Genomic DNA, 20,507 nt, shown 5'->3' on the forward strand with positions numbered 1-20,507 from the left:
GCATTTGCGACAAGCTGGTTCAGTGCCAAGACTGGCAAGAAAGGTTGGGGACCGAAGACAAAGAGCTGGGTTAGCCCCAAGGACGTCGCCAAGTCCGATTTGTTGCCGCTGAGCGATGATGTGATTTATCAGCATCTGAAGCCCACTCCCGAAGGAACTCATCCTTATCACGTTGGCCTGTATCCATTGATGGATGATGACCATTGTTACCTACTGGTGTGCGACTTTGATAAGGGTGAATGGAAGGCGGATGCCACCGCCTATGCGGCGGCAGCACGTGGTGCTGGATTTGATAACCTCGTGGAGATTTCGCGATCGGGTCAAGGGGCACATATATGGATCTTCTTCACCGAGCGCATCCCCGCAATTCAAGCCAGGGCCATGGGCGCCGGAATTATTCGAAGCGCCATGGAATACCGTACCGGTCTGCCCTTGGAAAGTTATGACCGTCTCTTCCCTTCGCAGGACACGTTGCCGGTCAAGTCTCCGGGCGCCAACAGGCTGGGCAACCTCATCGCGTTGCCGTTGGAAGGAACAGCCCGTGCACAAGGGCGAACGGTGTTTGTTGACCCGGAAACCTTTGAACCATTGCCAGACTATTTCTCGGCGTTGGATCAGGTAGTGCCGGCGAGCGCCAATGCGGTGGTGGATTACTTAAAAGAATTGGGCAACGTGAGCGTCGGTCCCAAGCTTTCGGCCAGCGAACCAGCACCGCGTCGTCCCCGTGCTAGTTTGCGAGGTCTGGTCAAAAACCAGCCGATTCGAGTGCTGCGCGAAGCCCAACTGCACATCCCGCTGCCGGTGTTGCCCAGCGCCGTGATTACCGAGCTCAAGCATCTGGCGTGTCAGGCTAACCCCGAGTTCTACCGTAGGCAAGCGCAACGCATGAGCACGTACGGGTTTCCACGTCTGATCCAATGTTTCAGTCACACCGAGGAAGAATTGCTCTTGCCACGAGGCGTCACCGACGAAGCCATCAAGATTTTGCGCACCGCCGGTTTCACGGTGAAGGTCAACTATCCGCGCAAGCCTCGAACCAAGCTGGAGCAGCCATTCCAGGGTGAGCTACGCGCGGAACAACAAGAGATGCTCGACTCCATCCTGCCTCACCGCGAAGGAGTTATCGTCGCGCCCACCGGGTCCGGAAAGACCGTCATCGCCTGCGCATTGATTGCACAGCGCCAAGTACCCACCGCAATCTTGGTAAACAACACACAGTTGCTGGGCCAGTGGCGCGAGAGCCTGCAGAATTTCCTGGGCCTGGATCCACAATTGATCGGACAGCTTGGTGATGGCCAACGAAAGCTTAGCGGGAAGGTGGACCTTGTCATGATGCAGTCGCTACGAGGCCGCAACGCCGATCCCCAAACGCTCACTGGCTATGGCCAGATCATCATCGACGAATGCCATTCGGTCGCCGCACCTTCTACCCTGGCTGCCGTCGAGAAGATCAAGGCAGGATTCTGGGTTGGACTCACGGCAACACCCTACCGGGCAGACGAGCTCAATAGCCTAATCACTATGCAATGCGGGCCCATCCGCCATGACGCCGGGACCCCACTGGCTGCCACGCGTGAACTGCATGTCCATGAAACACCCTTCGAGCCGGAAGCCCAGGAAACCGACGGCTCCGGATTGCAGGAGCTATATAACGAGATCGCCCACGACCAGGGGCGCAACCAACAGGTGGCTGATCTCGTGCTCTCGGAGCTAAATGAGAAGCGACACTGCCTAGTACTTTCCAATCGAACCGGACAGATCCACAACCTTGTTGAACTCATCAAAAATTCGGGCACCACCACCCCGGTGATCGAACTTCACGGCAAACTCAGCAAGAAGGAGCGTCAAGCAATCAGCGCGCAACTGGCAGAGGTGGAGAAGGCAGGGGGTTCCTACGTGGTGGTGGCTTCGGACAAGATTGCTGGAGAAGGATTCAATTTGCCGACCCTGGACACCTTGTTCATGGTCTCCCCGGCGAGTTTTAAGGGCAAGATCGAGCAGCTGATTGGACGCATTCAGCGTACCGATGACGCGCAGCGAGTGATCCGCATCCACGACTTCGTTGATGTGGAGGTTCCCGTCTTCGCGCATATGGCCCGTCGTAGGCACAGGGTCATCGTCAAGAAGGGTTTCAAGATCATCGTCAGGGACGGTGATCGCTCGCAGCCCGCACTAGATACGCTGTAAAGAGTCAGATCGGAGTGGCGTGGTTGCTACTTTCTGGTTCCTTCTCATCAAAGGCCAAACGAATCCCCCACCCATGAATGAGCAACTTCATGAATACCATTGGCAGGCAGCGTCGGACGTGAACTCCGCACATTCAACACCGTCGATCCCTTCATGACCAAGCCCTTCACAGTTGGATTGGTCAGCTCAAAACGATTTACACTTCCCGATGCACTTTGAGGTAATTCTTGGTTGGTTCAGCGATGCGATCATCAATGCTGAAATGGCACGCCGAGGAGCCGACCCAAAAAGTGTGTCCGTTCTTGAGCGTCTTGCCTACACTGGCAGTCGAGCCATGGGAGCCCTCGAATTCGAACCAGCAACCAGCAACCAGCCCTAGCGCCTCATAAGCCACCGTCTTGGTCCTCAGCGACCTCGTAGCTTCAGCTCGCAACTCAGTTGCAGGCACCCAGACGATGAGATCTTTGCCGGTTCTGCTTGCCTGATGAAGTGTGAAACGACTTCTCCGCTCCAGTATCGCAAACTGAAATTTCGGCAGAAGGTGGAACTTCTACCTGATATTGCAGGATGGATGAATGCGCAGTCACTGGTCTATATTTCCAGCGCGTTCTCAGCGAAAGGCGGGGACATAGCGATGCGAGTTCCGCTCAAACAGCGGATGAAGGATGTTGAAGACTGGTTGAGAAAATTTGTCGGCGCTTGGGATCCTTGGCTAATCTTCCACCAGGATTCTTTAGCATGCCTGATCTCAAAGACTTCAACCGCCGCTACAACAGCAAGGATTATTTCAACTCTGCTGAGGCCAAACGGCAACGCAGATTCAACGGGCTCTGACCTTCAAACTCGAGGTTCTGTTCAGTTTTCCCGCACAACCAGCGAACTCTACAAATTGATTGGTCATAGTGGGTTCTTAGCGAGGGGTGCAATGTTTGGTTATCAGGGCAGCGAAGCGAAGCTTGTCCAGAGCCTCGGGCACCGGGAAGCGCGTGCGTTTTTTTGAGAGCGCACCGGTCAACGGTTGCAGAATCCGCACGGTGTCTTTGCGGAATCCAATGAGGTTCGACTCGTTGAGACGCCAAGGTACTTCTGGGTGGGCTTCACGAATCTCAAGCAGCGTGTTCAAGTCAGCAAGATCCTTGTCTTTTCGGCGTTCGCTCCAGGCAAAGGCTTTGAGGACAAGAGCTTCTTCAAGGTTGGGAATGCGGGTCTGGTAGTTCAGGGTTTCTCCGTCGCCCAGGTCGGCTTCGACGTCAATGATCAGCGGTGGGTGGTTGAAGACATAGGCCAGTTCGATCAGGGTATCAATTTGGCCAACGCCTGGAACGGTTTGTGGACGAATACCAGGCGCATTGCCGGTGCGTGGAGCGAGAAGGTTGATCTCTACTCGTTGTTCTGGAGCGAGTTCCTGATAGAACAGGTTCCCTCCTTGTTTAGTGAAGTTTTGGGCGAGGAAGTTCCTGATCATAGGGGCTGCGATTTCCAGACTGCCGATGGCAGTATCGGCATCTGTCGTTGATCGAGGGACCGCGTTTGCGGCGGGATAAACATGCAGCAGCAGACGCACCATGTGCCCACCCACGATCCGGTAGTCGTTGCCTTCGGCCGCCTCAGCAACAGCCTTTTGCCCCCGGTACCCCAGGGCGTCAGCGGCACTCGTAGCGAGGGCGTAGATCTTGTGCGGCTTGGTCATAGCGAAAGAGCCGTGGTGATCAGAGCAGCGAGCTGTTCCGCAGCCTCGCGGCTGTCAACGTCGTTGCTGTTCAGGACATCCCAGTAGACCAGAGCCGCATCGGCAAGATCCAGGTCCTCATATATGGGAAAAGCTCCTATCTCGGTCAGACGCCAAGTAGTTGGATCATCGGGGATGCAGGTGATGAGTGTGGCTTCTTCTAACGGGGCAGCGACAAAGCCACGGCCTGATAAGTCGATCGGGCTGTCGACGTAGATCCGACCGCGGGTAGGGAGTTTCCACGGCATCAGCCGGTCAGCTGCCACGTCCCCACTCACCAACGGATGCACGTCGAGCAAGCGTGCTTCTTCAACAGCGTTCAGAGTTTGCTTAACAATGGGGTCCAAGCTGTACCAGCCAAATTGCTGCCCACCCGCCCCAGGGTAAGCTGCCGCCCACCGTTCTAGTAGTTTTACCGGCTTCTGAGCTTCCACACCGTCAATGGTGCTAGTGACCAGAGGGCCGAGATTCTTGCAAACGCGCGATACCATCTGCTGGCTCACACCCGCATACCCTGCGATCTCCGACTGATGCATTGGCGTATCAGCCAACAAAAGGCACCGTTCGATGGCCCAACGCCCCCACGCCATTCTGCGCGAGCTCTTCCGCTGAACAGGAGTGGCCTGTTCGAAAGCCTCAGGAGTGAAAACTGTGCCTTTGAGGATCAGCTGCAGCGGATGCTCCGTGAGCACATCAACCTGCCCGGCCCGAGCTTGTTCAAGAACACCATCGGTGGCTGTGCGGCCCGCAAACAGGGGACGTACCGGAGAACCTTGATGAGCAATAAAGTTACGAATGGTGCGCGCAGAGACTCGTTCCGCCGAAGGCACCATCGCCACTGAAAAGATTGCGTTCTCCGGCGAGCGCAGCAACCACGACCGCTCCTCAGTTCCTCCATCGATACGGAAATCCAATTCGCGAAGAAGGGAGACTACATCAAGACTCATAACCCACCACCTGTTACAACTATAATCCCATACTACGGGTTGAGAGTTGTTAGACAAAGAAATAAAAAAGAGGTATAGGCAAAGAGATCTGTTCCAAGGTACAGCGGCTGTACGGAAGCCGCTACAGAGGCAGGACGCACCACCTTTGGCAAGCCCAGATCTGAGGTACTTTCACGTAGGTCATTCGGAAGAGCGGCGAAATGTGCCATCGGCAGCTGGCGCGTGATCGCAGGATGGCCGGTACGGCCAGGTCTACTGCCGCCCCTTCCACGATAGTATGCCCACCTGCCTGTAGCGTGCCATCCTGATGGATTCCGGTGCTGGAGAAAATCGGCCTTCTGCGCATCATCGAGGTCTCTGAGCGATACTCACCGGCTTCGACCCGGACCTGTCTCGCCAAATCACGCAGACCAGCACAGGAATCCGCGGGCTAGCGCCGACAACGCGCCAGTCGGACACCTCGATCAAGTCCGAACGCGTCAGCCATTCAGGCAGCAAACGACTTGAAATGAGCATTGTTCCTCTCAGCGTTCGCATCCATCTGCTTCGGCCCGATCAGCCGATCCCACTACGACCGGACACGAGCCCGGAGAAAGCGCCACAACCAAGCGCTCATCGCACTAGCCCACCGCCGCCTCACAGTCCTGTTCGCCATGCTCCGGGACGGGTCACTCTATGGCGTTCCAGAGCTGAGAATTGCTTGACTTTTTACATAGGGGCACCCCCTGTTCTCGAGGCACGTGGCCGAGAACCCAGAGCGTGCCGTCTGATGTCTAGGACACGTGCCCCTGGAACGCTTCACCGAACCGTGACGTTCTTGCCCGGGCGACAGCCCTTCTCGTCTCGGATAATTCATCCATTACTACCGTCAACCAGTTTTTCGCGAAAAACAGCATCGCAGGCGTCTAGTTCATTCCATTGTCAACAGCAAGTTATTGAGCTGCAAAAGGACCGGTTCACGCATTGCCGCGTGATCCGGCCCTTTCGGCTATTCAGATTCTTGGGTCTGACCTTTCAGTAAGTGAGCTCGTCAGCTCTCCACACGCTGTACCTTACCTACCAGAAAGACATAGGCGAGGATGCCGATAGCAGCAATGACGGTCATATAAATGAAAGCCGGACCGAAGTCAGTGGCGGACACCAGCAAACCAATCACGATAGGCGTCGCAATCGAAGACAAGTTACCAATGAAGTTGAACATGCCTCCGGTCAACCCGATTAGATGCGACGGAGCCATGGCGGATACCAATGACCATGTAATCGAGGCCAAGCCATTTCCGAAGAAGGCAATGGACATGAACATGATGACCATTACTGTGCTATCGGTAAAAATCGCACCAATCATGCTCATGGAGAGCAACAAGCCCACGATGATTGGCAGCTTACGCGACGTGCCCAGGCTTGCACCACGTTTGAGCATCAGATCCGAAAGCACGCCACTGATCAGGACGCCTACCAGCGCAGCGATAAAAGGAAGGGAGGCTAAGAATCCAGTCTTGATGTAGTCCATCTGACGGTATGTCACTAGGTATGTCGGGAACCAAGTGAGGAAGAACCAAAGGGTTGAGGTCAGACAGAACTGACCGATATAGATGCCCCACAGTTTGCGACGACCCAATACCAAAGCGAAGTCTGCCTTGCTCAGCTTTGGCTTGACTTCTTTGGTCTTGGTGCTGCCGAGGTCAACAAGTCCGCCACCTTCACGGATATAGTCCACTTCGGCAGCATTGGCTCGCTTCGAATCGACCGGGTTGCGGTAGACGACGTACCAAACGAGGCCCCACACCACGCCAACTCCACCGGTAACTACGAAGACCCAGTGCCAGGTCAATGCGTGCTGCAACCACAGTAGAACTGGGGTCAGCAGTGCAAGTCCAATGAACTGGCCCGAGGTGTAGAAACCGATAGCGGTTGCGCGTTCACGTTCAGGGAACCATGCGGTAACCACCTTGTTGTTGATTGGATAAGCCGGTGCTTCAAAGCCACCCACCGCCATGCGCAGGACAATCAGTGCAACAAAGCTGCCAGCCATTCCCATGAAGATGGTCGCTACGGACCACAGCACCAGGCAAATTGGGTACAGCAGTCGTGGCTGAACTTTGTCGACCAGCCAACCGCCGGGCAACTGCATAGCAGCGTAGGTCCAGCCAAACGCGGAGAGCAATAGGCCCTGTTGTGCGGTATCTAAGCCAAATTCGTCGGCAATGAGCGGGGCCGCCACCGAAAGGTTGGAACGATCCATGTAGTTGATAACAACGGTAAGGAACAACATGAACGCTACGACATAGCGCATTTTTGTGGCTTTGCCAGTCCCCGTAGTGGTGGGCGCTGACAACGCTGTCGAGTGTGACATATGGTTTACCATTCTGCGAAGGACCCATCTTTGTGCCGCCAAATTGGATTGCGCCAGCGGTGTCCTTCCACTGCGCGTTCAATGACGTATTCTTCGTTGACGTCAATACCCAGACCCGGGCCTTCAGGGATGGCGACCATGCCATCTTCGTAGGCAAAGACCGACGGGTCGTTGACGTAGTCAAGGAGGTCGTTGGATTCGTTGTAGTGAATTCCCAGGGACTGTTCCTGGATAAATGCGTTGTAGGCACCGGCATCGATCTGCAGGTTGGCGGCCAACGCAATGGGGCCCAGTGGGCAGTGAAGAGCAACGGCGACGTCATAGGCTTCAGCCATGGACGCAATCTTTCGCGCCTCCGTGATGCCGCCACAGTGCGAAGGGTCTGGCTGAATGATGTCCACAGCTCCGCTGGCCAACACGTCTTTGAAATCCCACCGGGAGAAGAGACGCTCGCCCAGAGCAATCGGGGTGCTGGAGTTGCGTAGCGGTTCGAGCATTGACCCGATATTCTCGCTGAGCACTGGTTCTTCAATGAACATCAGCTTGAACTGCTCAAGCTCACGCAACAGTACCTTCGCCATTGGCTTGTGCACACGACCATGGAAATCGACACCGATGCCCACGTTCTCACCCACGGCATCCCGAACGGCCTGAACGTTCTCCAAACAGCTATGAACCTTATCCCAAGAATCGATGTACTGCAGCTCTTCGGTTCCGTTCATTTTCACCGCAGTGAATCCACGATCCACAGCAGCCTTCGCGGCGGCGGCAGTATCGGATGGGCGATCGCCACCAATCCATGAGTACACACGGATCTTGTCGCGGACCTTGCCCCCAAGTAGCTCATACGCTGGCACGCCCAAAGCCTTACCCTTGATGTCCCAAAGTGCCTGGTCGATGCCGGCCAGGGCGCTCATCATGATGCCTCCACCACGGTAGAAGCCACCGCGGTACATGACGGTCCACAGATCTTCAATGTTCCGAGGATCCTGGCCGATGAGGTAGTCGGAAAGTTCTTCCACGGCCGCGGCTACCGTCGCGGCACGCCCTTCGAGGACTGGCTCGCCCCAGCCGACGATCCCTTCGTCGGTTTCAATCTTTAGGAACAGCCATCGAGGCGGCACCATATAGGTGGTCAGTTTTGTAATTTTCATGCAGACTTCCTCATCTCATGGATCGTTCGGTAGGCGTGGACAAGCTTGTCTGCCCGGGTTTTCAAATCTTCTAGGCTTCGTCCCGCCTTGTAGAGCGAGGAGCCAATGCCAAATCCGGTCGCCCCGGCTTCAGCCCATACCTGCATGTTTTCTTCGGTAATTCCACCGACCGGCAGAAGACGAATTTCTTTGGGTATCACTGCGGTCCAGGCTTTGAAACCGACCAAGCCAACCTGTTCGGCTGGAAAAATCTTGACGTTCTGAGCTCCCGCTTCGATCGCGTCAAAGGCGTTGCTGGGAGTCGCTGCACCAGGGAATGAATCCATGCCAAGAGCGACGGTTTCCTCGATGACCTTGAGGTTCGTATTTGGGGAAACGATGATCTGCGAACCTGCTCCATGGCAGGCGCGGACTTGGCTTACGGTGAGAACGGTTCCGGCGCCGACAACGGCATCCGCAGGAAGTACGCGACGCAGAATTTCAATGCTCTTCAGCGGTTCTGGCGAATTCAGTGGCACTTCCAAAGCTCGGAAACCGCTGGCGTAAAGGCTCTCGCCAACTGCTTGCGCTTGGGCAGGATCCAGGCCACGCAATATGGCGACAAGTCCGGAAGGATGCAACGGGGATGGGGTTTCATTCACGGCGTGAGCCTTTCTATAAAAGTCATTGGCGGAGGGAAATACTTAGACCGGCGAAGCTTGGAGTAGCCCTAGTGCGCAAGCCACTGCCCAGACACCTCGGGGCGCCGTGCCTTGCAGTTCGCGAACTTCGGTGATGCCGAAATTCTTCAGTGCTCGCCTGTATCGTGCGCTGAGTTCTTTATTCCCGCAAATAGTCAGCGGAGGAAGCACTGAACCGTCCCATGCACCGATGACCGAGCGGATTTCGGCACCGATCATCAAGCCCGAGAGGTAGTCGCTGACCTCTGTTCGCTGCAGCCGCCCGGTGAGCACCAAAGTGCGTGCTGAAAATGCTGTCAGCATGAGATCAGCGGCACCGTTTGCTGATTGGGACACTTGAACCCCGCGTTCAAAGGCAATCCAGCTAACTGACTCTGACGACTCGATCATTTTGGACAGAATCGACTGCGAACTAAGCAGCGCGAAGGTCTCCCCTGTCATCGAGGTGGAGAATTCGGTGATCGTTCGGCCTTGGACCTTAACCCACTTTGAATGAGTACCGGGCAGCAGGAACAACTGCTCCATTTCCGATCGCGAATCGGTGCCACCTAGTTCAACTGCACCTAAAATCTGCGTTTCTTCCCCCCGCATCACATCGGGCAGTGTCTTGAGATCCAGTACACCGGGAATGACGTGCATGCGCCGGCCAGGAGAGATTTCGACCGAAGCTAGTTCGAATTCTGGGGCCGCCAGATTGGCGGGCACCGCGCGGTACGTGGCTTCGACCCAGCCTTGCTGGCTGCCTATCATTCCACAGGCAATAACTGGAATCAGCGGGTAGGTTTCCATCCATTCCCCACATAGTTCGGCGAGCGCTTGCTCGAAGGCCGCGTCCAGGGTGAGAGAGTTTTCTTTGGCTTGTGCCGCGACCTGCATGATTCCAAGGGACGCACTTCGATTTGCCACGATGCTTCCGCCGCGGCCCATGAGGTAAGCACGTGCGGAAGTGGTTCCCCAGTCAAGGGCAATCAGCTGGGCTTCGGCGATGTTTGTCATAACTCCTGTTTTCATCTCGTGCGTCGCACGAGCTAATTTGAATGTGGTCCCATTCACATGTGAATATTGTCGTAGTCGTCCCAATACTTCAAAGAGTGTTGTAGATAGTGGGATGAAGATTTTTGATGGCCGCTGACACGATAGGAACTTCTGATGGCGCACGATGCCGGACAGAGCAATGGAAACACTGTTGAGGGGCCTCCCCCGGGCACACTCACGCTCGCTCGTGGGTTGGATATTTTGCGGGCAGTCGGGCAAGGCGCAACAAACCTCAATGAGGTCGCGGCCGCAGCCACTATTGGTAAAAGCGCTGCCCACAGAATGGTGACACTTCTTGTCCAACGCGGATTTCTGCGCAGCACGCATGGCACCGCCTTCAGCTTGGGTCCGGCGCTGATAGAACTAGGGTTTAATGCTCTGTACCAGAGCCCTGTTCCAGTGATCGCAAAACCAATCCTCGAGGAGCTTGCCCGCAAGTATCAAGACACCGTGCACTTGGCGGTTGAAGATGAATCGCAAGTGCTCTATGTGGATAAAGTGCCTGGAACACGGGGCGCGCAAATGCGTTCTCGAGTGGGGCAACGCATGCCCTTGAGCCGAACCGGAATCGGAAAAGCCTTGCTTCTGGACAGTGCCGATCGATGGGAGACAACCTTCGATTCAGAATCCCCTATTCAGCAATCATCGCATCAGACTAAAGACGCCTTCCTACGTCGCATGGCGACATACGCCCGCGAAGGAATCGCACTGGATTTGGAAGATAACGAACCGGGCATCAGGTGCGTGGCAGCGCCCATTCGCGATGGCAGCGGAAAAATCATCGCCGCGATCAGCATGTCTGCAACAAATCCCTATATGCCGGAGGAACGCATGAAGGCCCTCAAAGCGGTTATGGGGTCTACCGCCGCACAGATTTCACGCAAACTCGGCTACTCAGGGAAAACTTTCTAGCAAGCTCCATAAGACAAGTTGCCCTGATTGGAGAGCTCAGGTTATTGGTCGCAGATCACCAGGAATGTTCAAGCTGTAATCCAACTGACTGCTTCCAGAGGAATTGATGAGAATACGCACACTGGGAACACCACTCCACCAACAGATAGCCGTTGAAGATATCTAAAGTCCATGCAGTTTGGACTCGATACTGGCCAAGCGTCTGGGAGCGGGGTCCGTCTATACGCGGGACACCAAAGGTGGTCTCATTCATTACCGCTGGTACAAGGCCACCTCTGCGGCCATTGGTGCTGTTACCCTAGATCTGACCACAGGTGGACAGTTTTCGGGGAGCAAGTCGGTCAGCAGTCACCTCCCCGCTGGCCAATGAGCCCACATGGAGAATTTCACCCTCCTCCATCGCCTAAAGCGCCTGCTCAACAATAGGTCCAGGGCTATATCACCCAACCTCCTGCCCCTCGGCTCCGGGATAATCCTCCGGCCAGCGTTTCAGAAAGGGCCGGGGCACAATAGCTTCCCCCTAGATTTCCACGCACTGTGCGTGCCGCAGCTTAATGACTTGATACGAAGGGAGCTCACCTCACGAGCACCTACACGAGGGCGTAACTTTCCGCCCTGAGTCCGACCGAGCGGCAACCGGTGCTGCGTACGCTCAATTCCCCGCGACTGCTCAAGACCGAGATCGTCACCACGGCCAGTGGCGCCAGCGTTCTGATCATCGCCTTGCTCGGCGTGGCCAAGCTAATGGGCTTCATTGCCCGTCAGGTGATAGTCGGCTTTGTAAATGCTCTGGCAGGGAGCTGCGTGACTGGCCTTGATCCCGTATGCACCCGCCAGCCGAATCAGGCCAAGGAATCCACTGTGGAGCAAAGGTACTCCACGGCGGATCCCCTTCCTGTTTGCGCGTCAGGAGAAGTTGATCCCGCCGTCAATCAGGACCGTCTGGCCGGTCATATGATCCGAATCCGGTCCAGCCAGATACGACACCAGCTTGGCTACGTCTGCTGGCTCGGAGACGCGTCCGGCCAAGATATTGTCTACCTGCGCCTGCAGAGCGCTGCCGCGCGGGGTTCCGTCACGGGCGGTGAGCCGCTCGTCGATCAGGTCCCACATTGCCGTTCCCACCACTCCCGGGGCATAGGAATTGACCGTGATGTCGTGCTTGGCGAACTCCATGGCGGCTGCTTGGGTCAGACCACGCACCGCCCATTTGGTCGCCGAATAGGAGGCAAGAATGGGGAATGGGCGGAAGGCGACAATGGATGCCGCACCGATGATTTTCCCGCCGGTACCCTGCTCAATGAAGCGTTTGGCCGCTAACTGGTAGGAGTAGAAAACTCCCTTGATGTTCACGTCAAGCATGCGATCCAGCGCTTCGGGTTTCACATCCAAGATCTCGTCCACCTGCGCGATGCCAGCGTTGGCCACGAATACCGTCAGGTCCCCCAGGGCGCCGGTGCCTTCAGCGATCATGCGCTGCACATCCTCAGGGTTCGAAACATCTCCCGTCACCCCGACCGCGCGGCGCCCGCGCTGTTCAACGGCGGCCACCACTGCATCGATGTTCTCCTGGGCTCCCGGGATGTCAGCGACGATAATATCCTGCCCGTCATCGGCCAATCGCTCGGCAATGGCTCGGCCGATCCCTCGTCCCGCTCCGGTGATCAGCGCTACGCCTGCAGTGGATTCTGCCATGGTGATTCCTCCTGTTGGATACTGCTCAGACTGGTCGGCGGGCTGGCTAGCCCGTCGAATGTGCCCAGCTTGTGCCCTGTTCCCAGCGTCGCGATAGCACCGTTCTCACTGAGCGATAAAGCGCTTCTGCTCGCCGCTAGGTCCCGCGGAATGCATTCTCACCAGCTGATAACAGCCCTAGCGGTACTGTGACGCAGGATACACAATTCAGTTAAGGCCTTGTGGCCGGTTCCCCGTTGGAACCGGCACAGGCCGTGACCTGACCGTCTAGTAGATGAGGTGACAACGATGGTGTTCCCCGCAAAATATTCATCTCTTAACGCTCTTGAGCTCTCTGTTGAGGCACGTCGGATCTTAACCCGGATCATCCGGGTTTCCTTTCCGCATGCGCAATTCCCTGATGGGCCCTATGAGCGCATGACCGAGAAAATCATTGAGGCTTCGGCTGAATCCAGCTGGTTCCGCATGGCGCTGACCCAGGGCCTGATGACTCTGGATACGCTCAGTGAAGAGCATTTCCTGGACCTGCCCGCTGACCGTGCGCTGGCCGTGCTCAAGCGCATCGCGGATCTGGAGTTCTTCGCCTTCATCCGCCGCACCGTAGTCCTCAATCTCTACGATGACCCGGAAGTGCAGCAGGCGCTGGGCTACGAAGGGGAATCGTTCTCTCAAGGTGGTTATATCAACCGTGGCTTCAACGATCTGAACTGGTTGCCCGAGCCGCGCATTGAGGAAAGCGAAGAGGCCGTGCCGGAGCTGGGCCCGCTTCCCTACGCCGTAACCGCTTATGCACCTGCAGCAAACACTCCGCCCGCGGGCAATGTCCTGGGTGATTCAGGAATCCTTGAGGAAGGGAGCACTCGATGAGCGCCGAAGAAAAATCAGCCGTGCACGATCATGATGACGACTCTGTGGTCGTCATCATCGGTTCGGGTGCCGGTGGCGGAACCTTGGCCCACGAACTGGTGACCAAGGGGGTCAAAGTTGTCCTGCTGGAAGCTGGCCCGCACCTGAAAAACGAGGACTACCACCAGGATGAATGGGCCGCCTTCAACCAGATGGCTTGGCTGGATCCACGCACCACCTCGGGTTCATGGCGGGTCGCGCGCGACTTCCCGAACCTGCCAGCCTGGATCGTCAAGGCGGTCGGCGGAACCACAACCCACTGGTCCGGAGCCACACCAAGGTTCAAAGCCCACGAGTTCAAGGCCCGCAGCACCTACGGACGAGTTGATGGGGCCAATCTGCTGGACTGGCCGATCACCTTGGCAGATCTGGCACCGTACTACGACCGCGCCGAGCAGAAAATGGGCAGCACCCACCGCCATGGCCGTCCACCGCTGCCGGCGAATAACAACTACAAGGTTTTTGCCAACGGAGCTCAGCGCCTGGGCTACCGCCAATACGCCACCGGGCCCTATGCCACCAATGCCGAGCCCTATGACGGGCGACCGGCATCGATCCAGGATGGCTTCAATTTCCAAGGCGATAAGAACAAATCCAAATGGTCCACCATGGTCTCGGAAATTCCCAAGTCCTTGCGCACCGGTCTGCTGGATTTGCGTCCTGACTCGCACGCCGTGCAGGTTACCCACACCGCGGCGGGCAAGGTGGACGGAGTCATCTACATCGACTCCGAGGGAAATCCGCAACGTCAACGGGCCCGCATCGTGGCCGTTGCCGGCAATTCCATCGAAACTCCACGCCTGCTGATGCTTTCAGCATCCCCGTTGTTCCCCGACGGACTGGCGAACTCCTCGGGCCAGCTGGGGCGCAACTACATGCGCCACACCACCGGAAGCGTCTACGCGAAGTTCGACCAGCCGGTGAATATGCACCGCGGCGAGACCATGGCCGGGCTGATCGCTGATGAGTCCCGGCATGACCCGGACCGTGGATTCTGCGGCGGCTACTACATGGAGACCATCGCGCTGGGGCCAGCCTTCCTGGCCAGCTTCGTGGAGCCTGGCGGCTGGGGGCCGGAATTCACTGCGCTCTTGGATGACTACCTGGGCACCGCGGGAATGTGGATCACCGGCGAGGACATGCCACAGGAGAGCAATCGGATCACGCTGAACACCACCGTGACCGACCGCTTGGGCTTGCCCGTGCCCAATGTCCATTTTGATGACCACCCCAATGATGTCGCCATGCGAACGCACGGCTATCAGCAAGGTTCGCTGCTCTTCGAAGCGGTTGGCGCACGCTCCACGCACCACACGCCCCCGTATCCCTCAACGCATAATCTCGGAACCGCGCGCATGAGCGATCGTCCCGAGGACGGGGTGGTCAACGCGTATGGCCAGGCCCATGACGTGCCGAACCTGTTCATTTCCGATGGTTCGCAATTCACCACCGGAGCCGCCGCCAACCCGACGTTGACCATCGTGGCGCTGGCCATTCGCCAAGCCGAATACATCATCCAGCAAATGGCCCAGGCCAAGCTCTAGCCGGCTGCGGTGCTTCGCTACTCGGCGCTGGCTGCGCCCAGTAGCGAAGTACCGCGCAGGGCACGGCTAACCCGTGAGGCCACATCGCGCAGCAAGACGGAGACTTCCTGCCGGTTGGCGTGGAACTCTGCCGGGGACATCGAGACCGCGACCGAGCCAATGACCTGTCCCGCGGGCATGGTGACCGGAGCGGCCATACACGATGCACCCCGGATGAACTCTTCCTGTTCGATGGCGATGCCGGTCTCCCGCACCGAATCCAGCTCGATGGCAAAGCTCTGCGGATCGCAGATCGTCGCAGCGGTCATCCCCGGCATGCCATGCTTTTCCAGGTAGGCGCTGCAGCGCTCGGCGTCCATGGCGGCCAGCAGCACCTTGCCGAAAGCGGTCGCATGGGCACCATTGTTGAAGCCGAACCCCATGGGGGTGATCCGCGGACGGGTCGCTGACTCAACGACATGAGCGACGACAATATCTTCGCCACGGTGCACCGCATAGTAAGCGGCGGCATCCGCCCGCAGATGAAGTTCCCGGATAAGCCGGGCCACCGAGGGCGGGGTTCCCACCTGCCGGCGCAGGGAACTATCCAGGGCATGCAGCTTGTAACCCAACGCGTAGAGGCCCTCGTCGCGCAAGTGGACCAGATGGCCCGACAGCGTCAGCGTCTTGAGCAGGCGGTAAACGGTAGGCAGAGGCATCTGCAATGCTGCCGCGATCTCCTTGGCTGCCATGCCCCGGTTATGAGCAGCCACCACGTCCAATAAGGCGAAAGCCTTCTGGACTGAGGCAAGGCCAGCTAGTGAATCGTTGTATCCCATGTCCCCATCTTGTCGATGCGAGCCGCGAACTTCAATATTGAGTCGCAGCCGCATCTGGCCTTGCCGCAGTATTCCAGAACTCAAGCAATACTCGTGCTAGTTGATCTCCAACTCGCCCATGCGGTCCCAGGTATCCCCTTCAATCTGCCGGCTCACGATCCGGGGGGTCTCAACCAGGGCCGGGGCCATGTCGATCATGGATTGCTTGAAGTGGTCGCTGCCGACATGAACGCCAGCGGCATCATCCTGGAATGCCTCAACCAGCACATACTCGTTCGGATCTTCCAGGCTACGCGACCAATCGAACCAGAGGTTTCCCGGTTCCTGTCGGGTTGCTTCGGTGAAGTTGCGTACCAGTTCCGGCCAGCGTTCTGACCATTCGGGCTTAACTTGGAACTTAACGACAATAAAGTACATGATCTCGTCCTTTCAGATGGCAAGACTTCCCTGTGTTGGCAGGGCCTACTGCCAGTGTCTCCGACACCCTGCTACTGGGCCAATGGGCATTATCGGCAGGCGAGAACGCAAACGCGCACCGATTGCGGTTCCAGGAGCTACGTGCTTTCCCATTGAACGGCATATCGTCGGCCAGCGGCTTTCCTGCATTCCTCAACCACAAGAGGCACTCGCACTCTGCCCCGGCCTTCCCATGGTCATTGCACGCATTCAGGTATGGAACGCCCCACTGCCTAGGATAATCACGGATATCGAGGCGGGATCAAGGCAAAAATCCAAAACTTCGCAACTGCCGTTCTTGTACAACAGCTAGTCCAAGAAACCGCGCAGCAGAGTCGCGGTGCCGTCCAGATGTTCTTGCATCAGCTTCTTCGCGCTCTCCGCATCGCCTCGAAGTATGGCGTTCAAGATGTCCTCATGCTGACGGCTTGAGTGGGCGATATTCGGTTTCAGGAACGGAATGCGGTCCAACAGTTCGCTGGTTGCGTCGCGCGCCTCTGCGACGGATTTTGCCAGCATGCCAGAGGCCGATAAATCGGCGATCATGACATGGAGCCGGGCATCCAGCGGTCGGTAGTTCGACTCGTCAGCTGAGTTGACAGCTTCGTGCGCCAGCATCAAATTGTTTCGCTGAGTAGCAGTGAGCGACGCTCCTGCGGCTAATTCCGCTGCAGCAGGTTCGACAACCGATCTGAAGGCCAGCACATCTTCAATGCGTGCACGATCCGAATCATCCAATGGATTCTCGTGCGTGTTCGGATGGGCAGCAACAACTGTTCCACCGTAGCGGCCGCGTTGCACCTGCAAGTAGCCGGCGCTCTGCAATTCCGCCAAAGAATCGCGCAACGTAGCACGCGAAACACCCAGGGCTTCCGCAAGCTCCCTTTCTGCGGGCAGCTTTTCGCCGGGCGGGAAGACGCCGAGCCTCATGGCGCGCAAAAGTTGCCCGAGGGTCTCCTCGAAGACGTTTCCTCGGCGAACTTGCCCGAGGAACCTCATCCCTTCCCGGGAATCCAATGGTTTAGTTTCGGCCATGATCCAAGAATGTCACACTATTTGGTTCAAGAAAACACCAATCGTTTCTTCTTGCCAGGTGCTATTTCAAAACAACCTATTGACTTTCCTCCGTGACCCCTGCCACAGTTGAGCGCATGCAAAGGACTGATTTCAGTCCATTAGATTCAGGACTCATGGACCGAGGAAGCTCACATGACCAAGAATTCACATATCGACTACGCATCGGTTGACAAAGACTACCTACGACATAGGCAGCTCAAGAAGGGCGCCGCAGGCTGGATCCTGCTTGCCGGGTTGGGCATCGCCTACGTTATTTCCGGTGATTTTTCAGGCTGGAATCTCGGCTTGGCTGCTGGCGGCTGGGGCGGACTGCTCATTGCCTTCGTTCTGATGGGCATCATGTACACCTGCATGGTGTTCGGCTTGGCAGAAATGTCCTCGACGCTGCCCACGGCCGGCGCAGGCTACGGCTTCGCCCGCAGGGCCATGGGCCCGCTAGGCGGCTTCGCCACCGGCATGGCGGTGCTCATCGAGTACGCCGTAGCTCCCGCCGCCATCGCTACCTTCATTGGCGGCTACATCGAAGCTCTCGGCCTGTTCGGGATGACCAATTCCTGGCCCGTCTATCTGGTCACCTACATCGTTTTCATCGGCATCCACATGTGGGGCGTGGGCGAAGCGCTCAAGTTGATGTTCGGCATCACCGCTATCGCCATCGTGGCACTAGTGGTCACAGTCTTTGGTCTAATTCCGCACTTTGAGCCGAGCAACCTCTTCGACATCGTTCCAGATGGTTCAGTCGGTTCCTCCGCGTTCATGCCCTTCGGCGTTTCCGGAACCCTCGCTGCACTTGTCTTCGGCATCTGGTTCTTCCTTGCAGTAGAGGGCGTTCCTCTGGCTGCCGAAGAATCGCAAGATCCGAAACGCGATATGCCCAAAGGCATCATTACCGCAGTCATCTTCTTGGTCTTCTCCGGTGCTGCTGTGCTCGTCCTGGTCCCAGGAGTCGCGGGCGCCGAGGCCATGAGCGTCTCCGGATCGCCGCTTCCCGAGGCCCTGCGCGAAGCCTACGGACAGAATTCGGCGTTGGCGAACTTCGTGAATTACGCAGGCTTGGCGGGTCTGGTGGCCAGCTTCTTCTCCATTGTTTATGCCTACTCCCGGCAGCTATTCGCCCTTTCCCGCGCCGGCTACCTGCCCCGGGTCCTGTCGCTGACCGGTTCCCGCCATACTCCTTGGGTCGCCCTGCTGGTTCCAGGCACCATCGGATTCATCCTGGCCGCAGTCATCCGCAATGGCGACCAACTGATCAATATCGCCGTCTTCGGAGCCACCGTCTCCTACGTGCTGCTGAATCTGAGCCACATTGTCCTGAGGATCAAGGAACCCGATCTGCCCCGCGGATATCGCACCCCCGGCGGCATCGTCACCACATCCATTGCACTGGTACTCGCTGTCATCGCTCTCATCGCAACATTCGTCGTGGACATCCTCGCCGCAGGAATCACCGCAGGTGTCTTCGCCCTGGCGCTCGCCTACTTCTGGTTCTATAGCCGGCATCGCCTGGTGGCCAGCGCACCCGAAGAAGAATTCGCCATTCTGGAGTCCGAAGAAAATGCCCTGAAATAAACCGGTCCCAAGCCAATGAACCAAATCCCGACAATCGAAGGAACATTCTCCATGCAAGACATCCAAGAACTCGTCAAGGCCGCCAAGAACGAACGCATGCTGAGCGTTGAACAGCTGACCGAGGGCATCCGCACCGGAGTCTATGATTCGGTCATCCTGGCCTTCACCGACATGCAGGGCCGGCTCCAGGGAAAAATCGTCCACGCGCAGTTCTTCCTGGACACCGTGCTGAACCACGGCACCGAAGCCTGCAACTACCTGCTGGCAGTGGATACCGAAATGAACACCGTGGAAGGCTACTCGCTGACCAGCTGGGACACCGGCTACGGCGACATGGAGTTCGTGCTGGATTACGACACCATCCGCCCGGTCCCGTACTTGGAACGCACGGCACTGATCCAGACCGACTTGGCCACCACGGACGGACGGCCGGTTCCAGTGGCCCCGCGGTCCCTGCTCAAGGCGCAGCAGGAGAAAGCCGCTGCGCTGGGCTTGCGCGCCATGGCAGGCACGGAACTGGAGTTCTTGATCTTCAACGACTCCTACGAAGATGCGCAGCAGCGCGGCTACCGGAACCTCACCCCTGCCAACCAGCACAACGTCGACTACTCGATCCTGGGCTCAATGCGCGTCGAGCCGCTGCTGCGCGATATCCGCAACGCCATGTACGAATCGGGCATGATCGTCGAATCGGCCAAGGGCGAGTGCAACTTCGGGCAGCACGAGATCGCTTTCAAATACGACGACGTTGTCACCACTGGCGATAACCACACCTTCTACAAGCTCTCGGCCAAGCACATGGCCTCGCAGCGCGGGCAATCCATCACCTTCATGGCCAAGCCCAACCAGCGCGAAGGTTCCAGCTGCCATATCCATATGTCGCTGCGAAAGCTCGACGGATCCTTGGCCTTCTGGGACGAAGCCCGCGGAGAACGCACGGAGATGTACAACCACTTCATCGCCGGAGTCCTGGCCACCATGCGGGAGTTCACCCTGTTCTACGCCCCGAATATCAACTCCTACAAGCGCTTCGCCAAGGGGTCCTTCGCACCTACCGCCGTCGCCTGGGGGCTGGACAACCGCAGCTGCGCGGTCCGGCTCGTAGGCAAGGGTTACGGTGCACGCATGGAGAACCGCTTGCCCGGTGCGGATGCCAACCCGTACCTGGCCATGGCAGCCATGCTGGCGGCCGGGCTCTACGGCATCGAGAAGAAACTGGAACTACCCGAAATGGTAACCGGAAGCGCCTACGATTCCGGAGCCCAGCACGTGCCCCAAACCATGGCCGAGGCCCGTGAGCTCTTCGCGAATTCGAAGATCGCCTTGGAAATCTTCGGCAAGGAAGTCGTGGAGCACTACACCCGCTACGCGGACGTGGAAATCGAGCAGTTCAACGCGGCAGTCACCGACTGGGAAGTTTCCCGCGGCTTCGAACGCCACTGATC

Annotated in this window: 16 protein-coding genes and 1 pseudogene; 7 read left to right on the forward strand and 10 right to left on the reverse strand. The window is 57.4% G+C overall.

The annotated features are described in order from the left end of the window. A partial coding sequence (locus ACT3UQ_RS17660; protein ID WP_444637635.1) for a TOTE conflict system archaeo-eukaryotic primase domain-containing protein occupies positions 1-2,187 on the forward strand: 2,187 nt, incomplete at its 5' end. A gap of 910 nt (positions 2,188-3,097) precedes the next feature. On the opposite strand, the gene ACT3UQ_RS17665 is transcribed toward ACT3UQ_RS17660, so the two are convergent. Both ACT3UQ_RS17665 and ACT3UQ_RS17670 read right to left on the reverse strand, forming a co-directional pair. After that, complete coding sequence (locus ACT3UQ_RS17665) at positions 3,098-3,877, reverse strand: nucleotidyl transferase AbiEii/AbiGii toxin family protein (protein ID WP_105569444.1); 780 nt, start codon at positions 3,875-3,877, stop codon at positions 3,098-3,100. Beyond that, positions 3,874-4,863: a type IV toxin-antitoxin system AbiEi family antitoxin gene (locus tag ACT3UQ_RS17670; RefSeq protein WP_105569443.1), complete on the reverse strand. Its 990-nt coding sequence runs from the start codon at positions 4,861-4,863 to the stop codon at positions 3,874-3,876. The genes ACT3UQ_RS17665 and ACT3UQ_RS17670 overlap by 4 nt, the downstream gene beginning before the upstream one ends. A 427-nt stretch (positions 4,864-5,290) precedes the next feature. Between ACT3UQ_RS17670 and ACT3UQ_RS17675 the strand changes: the two are divergent. Next, positions 5,291-5,567, forward strand: a pseudogene (locus ACT3UQ_RS17675) (transposase); the annotation flags it as partial. 326 nt (positions 5,568-5,893) lie between these two features. Here ACT3UQ_RS17675 and ACT3UQ_RS17680 read toward each other — a convergent pair. From ACT3UQ_RS17680 to ACT3UQ_RS17695, 4 genes are read right to left on the reverse strand one after another with little or no spacing between them, the layout of a single operon-like run. Further along, a complete protein-coding gene (locus ACT3UQ_RS17680) occupies positions 5,894-7,198 on the reverse strand; it encodes an MFS transporter (protein ID WP_444637636.1) in 1,305 nt (434 codons plus the stop codon). Positions 7,199-7,221: 23 nt separating this feature from the next. After that, complete coding sequence (dgoD, locus tag ACT3UQ_RS17685; protein WP_444637637.1) at positions 7,222-8,370, reverse strand: galactonate dehydratase; 1,149 nt, start codon at positions 8,368-8,370, stop codon at positions 7,222-7,224. Continuing rightward, a complete protein-coding gene (locus ACT3UQ_RS17690) occupies positions 8,367-9,011 on the reverse strand; it encodes a 2-dehydro-3-deoxy-6-phosphogalactonate aldolase (protein ID WP_105569440.1) in 645 nt (214 codons plus the stop codon). The genes dgoD and ACT3UQ_RS17690 overlap by 4 nt, the downstream gene beginning before the upstream one ends. Before the next feature lie 42 nt (positions 9,012-9,053). Further along, complete coding sequence (locus ACT3UQ_RS17695; RefSeq protein ID WP_146113345.1) at positions 9,054-10,208, reverse strand: 2-dehydro-3-deoxygalactonokinase; 1,155 nt, start codon at positions 10,206-10,208, stop codon at positions 9,054-9,056. Here ACT3UQ_RS17695 and ACT3UQ_RS17700 point away from each other — a divergent pair. Beyond that, positions 10,200-10,997, forward strand: a complete 798-nt coding sequence (locus ACT3UQ_RS17700) for an IclR family transcriptional regulator (protein ID WP_105569438.1) — start codon at positions 10,200-10,202, stop codon at positions 10,995-10,997. The two genes, ACT3UQ_RS17695 and ACT3UQ_RS17700, sit on opposite strands and share 9 nt — an antisense overlap. Before the next feature lie 906 nt (positions 10,998-11,903). On the opposite strand, the gene ACT3UQ_RS17705 is transcribed toward ACT3UQ_RS17700, so the two are convergent. Further along, the gene (locus tag ACT3UQ_RS17705) at positions 11,904-12,692 is read right to left on the reverse strand and encodes an SDR family NAD(P)-dependent oxidoreductase (protein ID WP_105552606.1); all 789 of its coding nucleotides are present in this window, start codon (positions 12,690-12,692) and stop codon (positions 11,904-11,906) included. Positions 12,693-13,109: 417 nt separating this feature from the next. Here ACT3UQ_RS17705 and ACT3UQ_RS17710 point away from each other — a divergent pair, with 417 nt between their 5' ends. Both ACT3UQ_RS17710 and ACT3UQ_RS17715 read left to right on the forward strand, forming a co-directional pair. Further along, on the forward strand, positions 13,110-13,559 hold the full coding sequence (locus ACT3UQ_RS17710; protein ID WP_181148340.1) for a hypothetical protein: 450 nt from the start codon (positions 13,110-13,112) through the stop codon (positions 13,557-13,559). Continuing rightward, positions 13,556-15,142: a GMC family oxidoreductase gene (locus ACT3UQ_RS17715; RefSeq protein WP_105569437.1), complete on the forward strand. Its 1,587-nt coding sequence runs from the start codon at positions 13,556-13,558 to the stop codon at positions 15,140-15,142. Before ACT3UQ_RS17710 ends, ACT3UQ_RS17715 begins: the two co-directional genes overlap by 4 nt. Before the next feature lie 17 nt (positions 15,143-15,159). On the opposite strand, the gene ACT3UQ_RS17720 is transcribed toward ACT3UQ_RS17715, so the two are convergent. The 3 genes from ACT3UQ_RS17720 to ACT3UQ_RS17730 all read right to left on the reverse strand — a co-directional run bounded on the left by ACT3UQ_RS17720 (position 15,160) and on the right by ACT3UQ_RS17730 (position 17,451). Beyond that, a complete protein-coding gene (locus ACT3UQ_RS17720) occupies positions 15,160-15,960 on the reverse strand; it encodes an IclR family transcriptional regulator (protein ID WP_105569436.1) in 801 nt (266 codons plus the stop codon). A 96-nt stretch (positions 15,961-16,056) separates the two neighbouring features. Beyond that, on the reverse strand, positions 16,057-16,377 hold the full coding sequence (locus ACT3UQ_RS17725; RefSeq protein WP_105569435.1) for a putative quinol monooxygenase: 321 nt from the start codon (positions 16,375-16,377) through the stop codon (positions 16,057-16,059). Positions 16,378-16,725: 348 nt separating this feature from the next. Then, the gene (locus ACT3UQ_RS17730; protein WP_258133899.1) at positions 16,726-17,451 is read right to left on the reverse strand and encodes a FadR/GntR family transcriptional regulator; all 726 of its coding nucleotides are present in this window, start codon (positions 17,449-17,451) and stop codon (positions 16,726-16,728) included. A gap of 174 nt (positions 17,452-17,625) precedes the next feature. Here ACT3UQ_RS17730 and eat point away from each other — a divergent pair, with 174 nt between their 5' ends. Then, entirely contained in the window at positions 17,626-19,062 is a 1,437-nt protein-coding gene (gene eat / locus ACT3UQ_RS17735; protein ID WP_105650470.1) for an ethanolamine permease, read from the forward strand. A gap of 51 nt (positions 19,063-19,113) precedes the next feature. Continuing rightward, complete coding sequence (locus ACT3UQ_RS17740; RefSeq protein WP_444637638.1) at positions 19,114-20,505, forward strand: glutamine synthetase family protein; 1,392 nt, start codon at positions 19,114-19,116, stop codon at positions 20,503-20,505. Positions 20,506-20,507 lie beyond the last annotated feature (2 nt).

The organism is Glutamicibacter sp. AOP12-B1-11, assembly GCF_052379245.1.
Lineage (GTDB): Bacteria > Actinomycetota > Actinomycetes > Actinomycetales > Micrococcaceae > Glutamicibacter.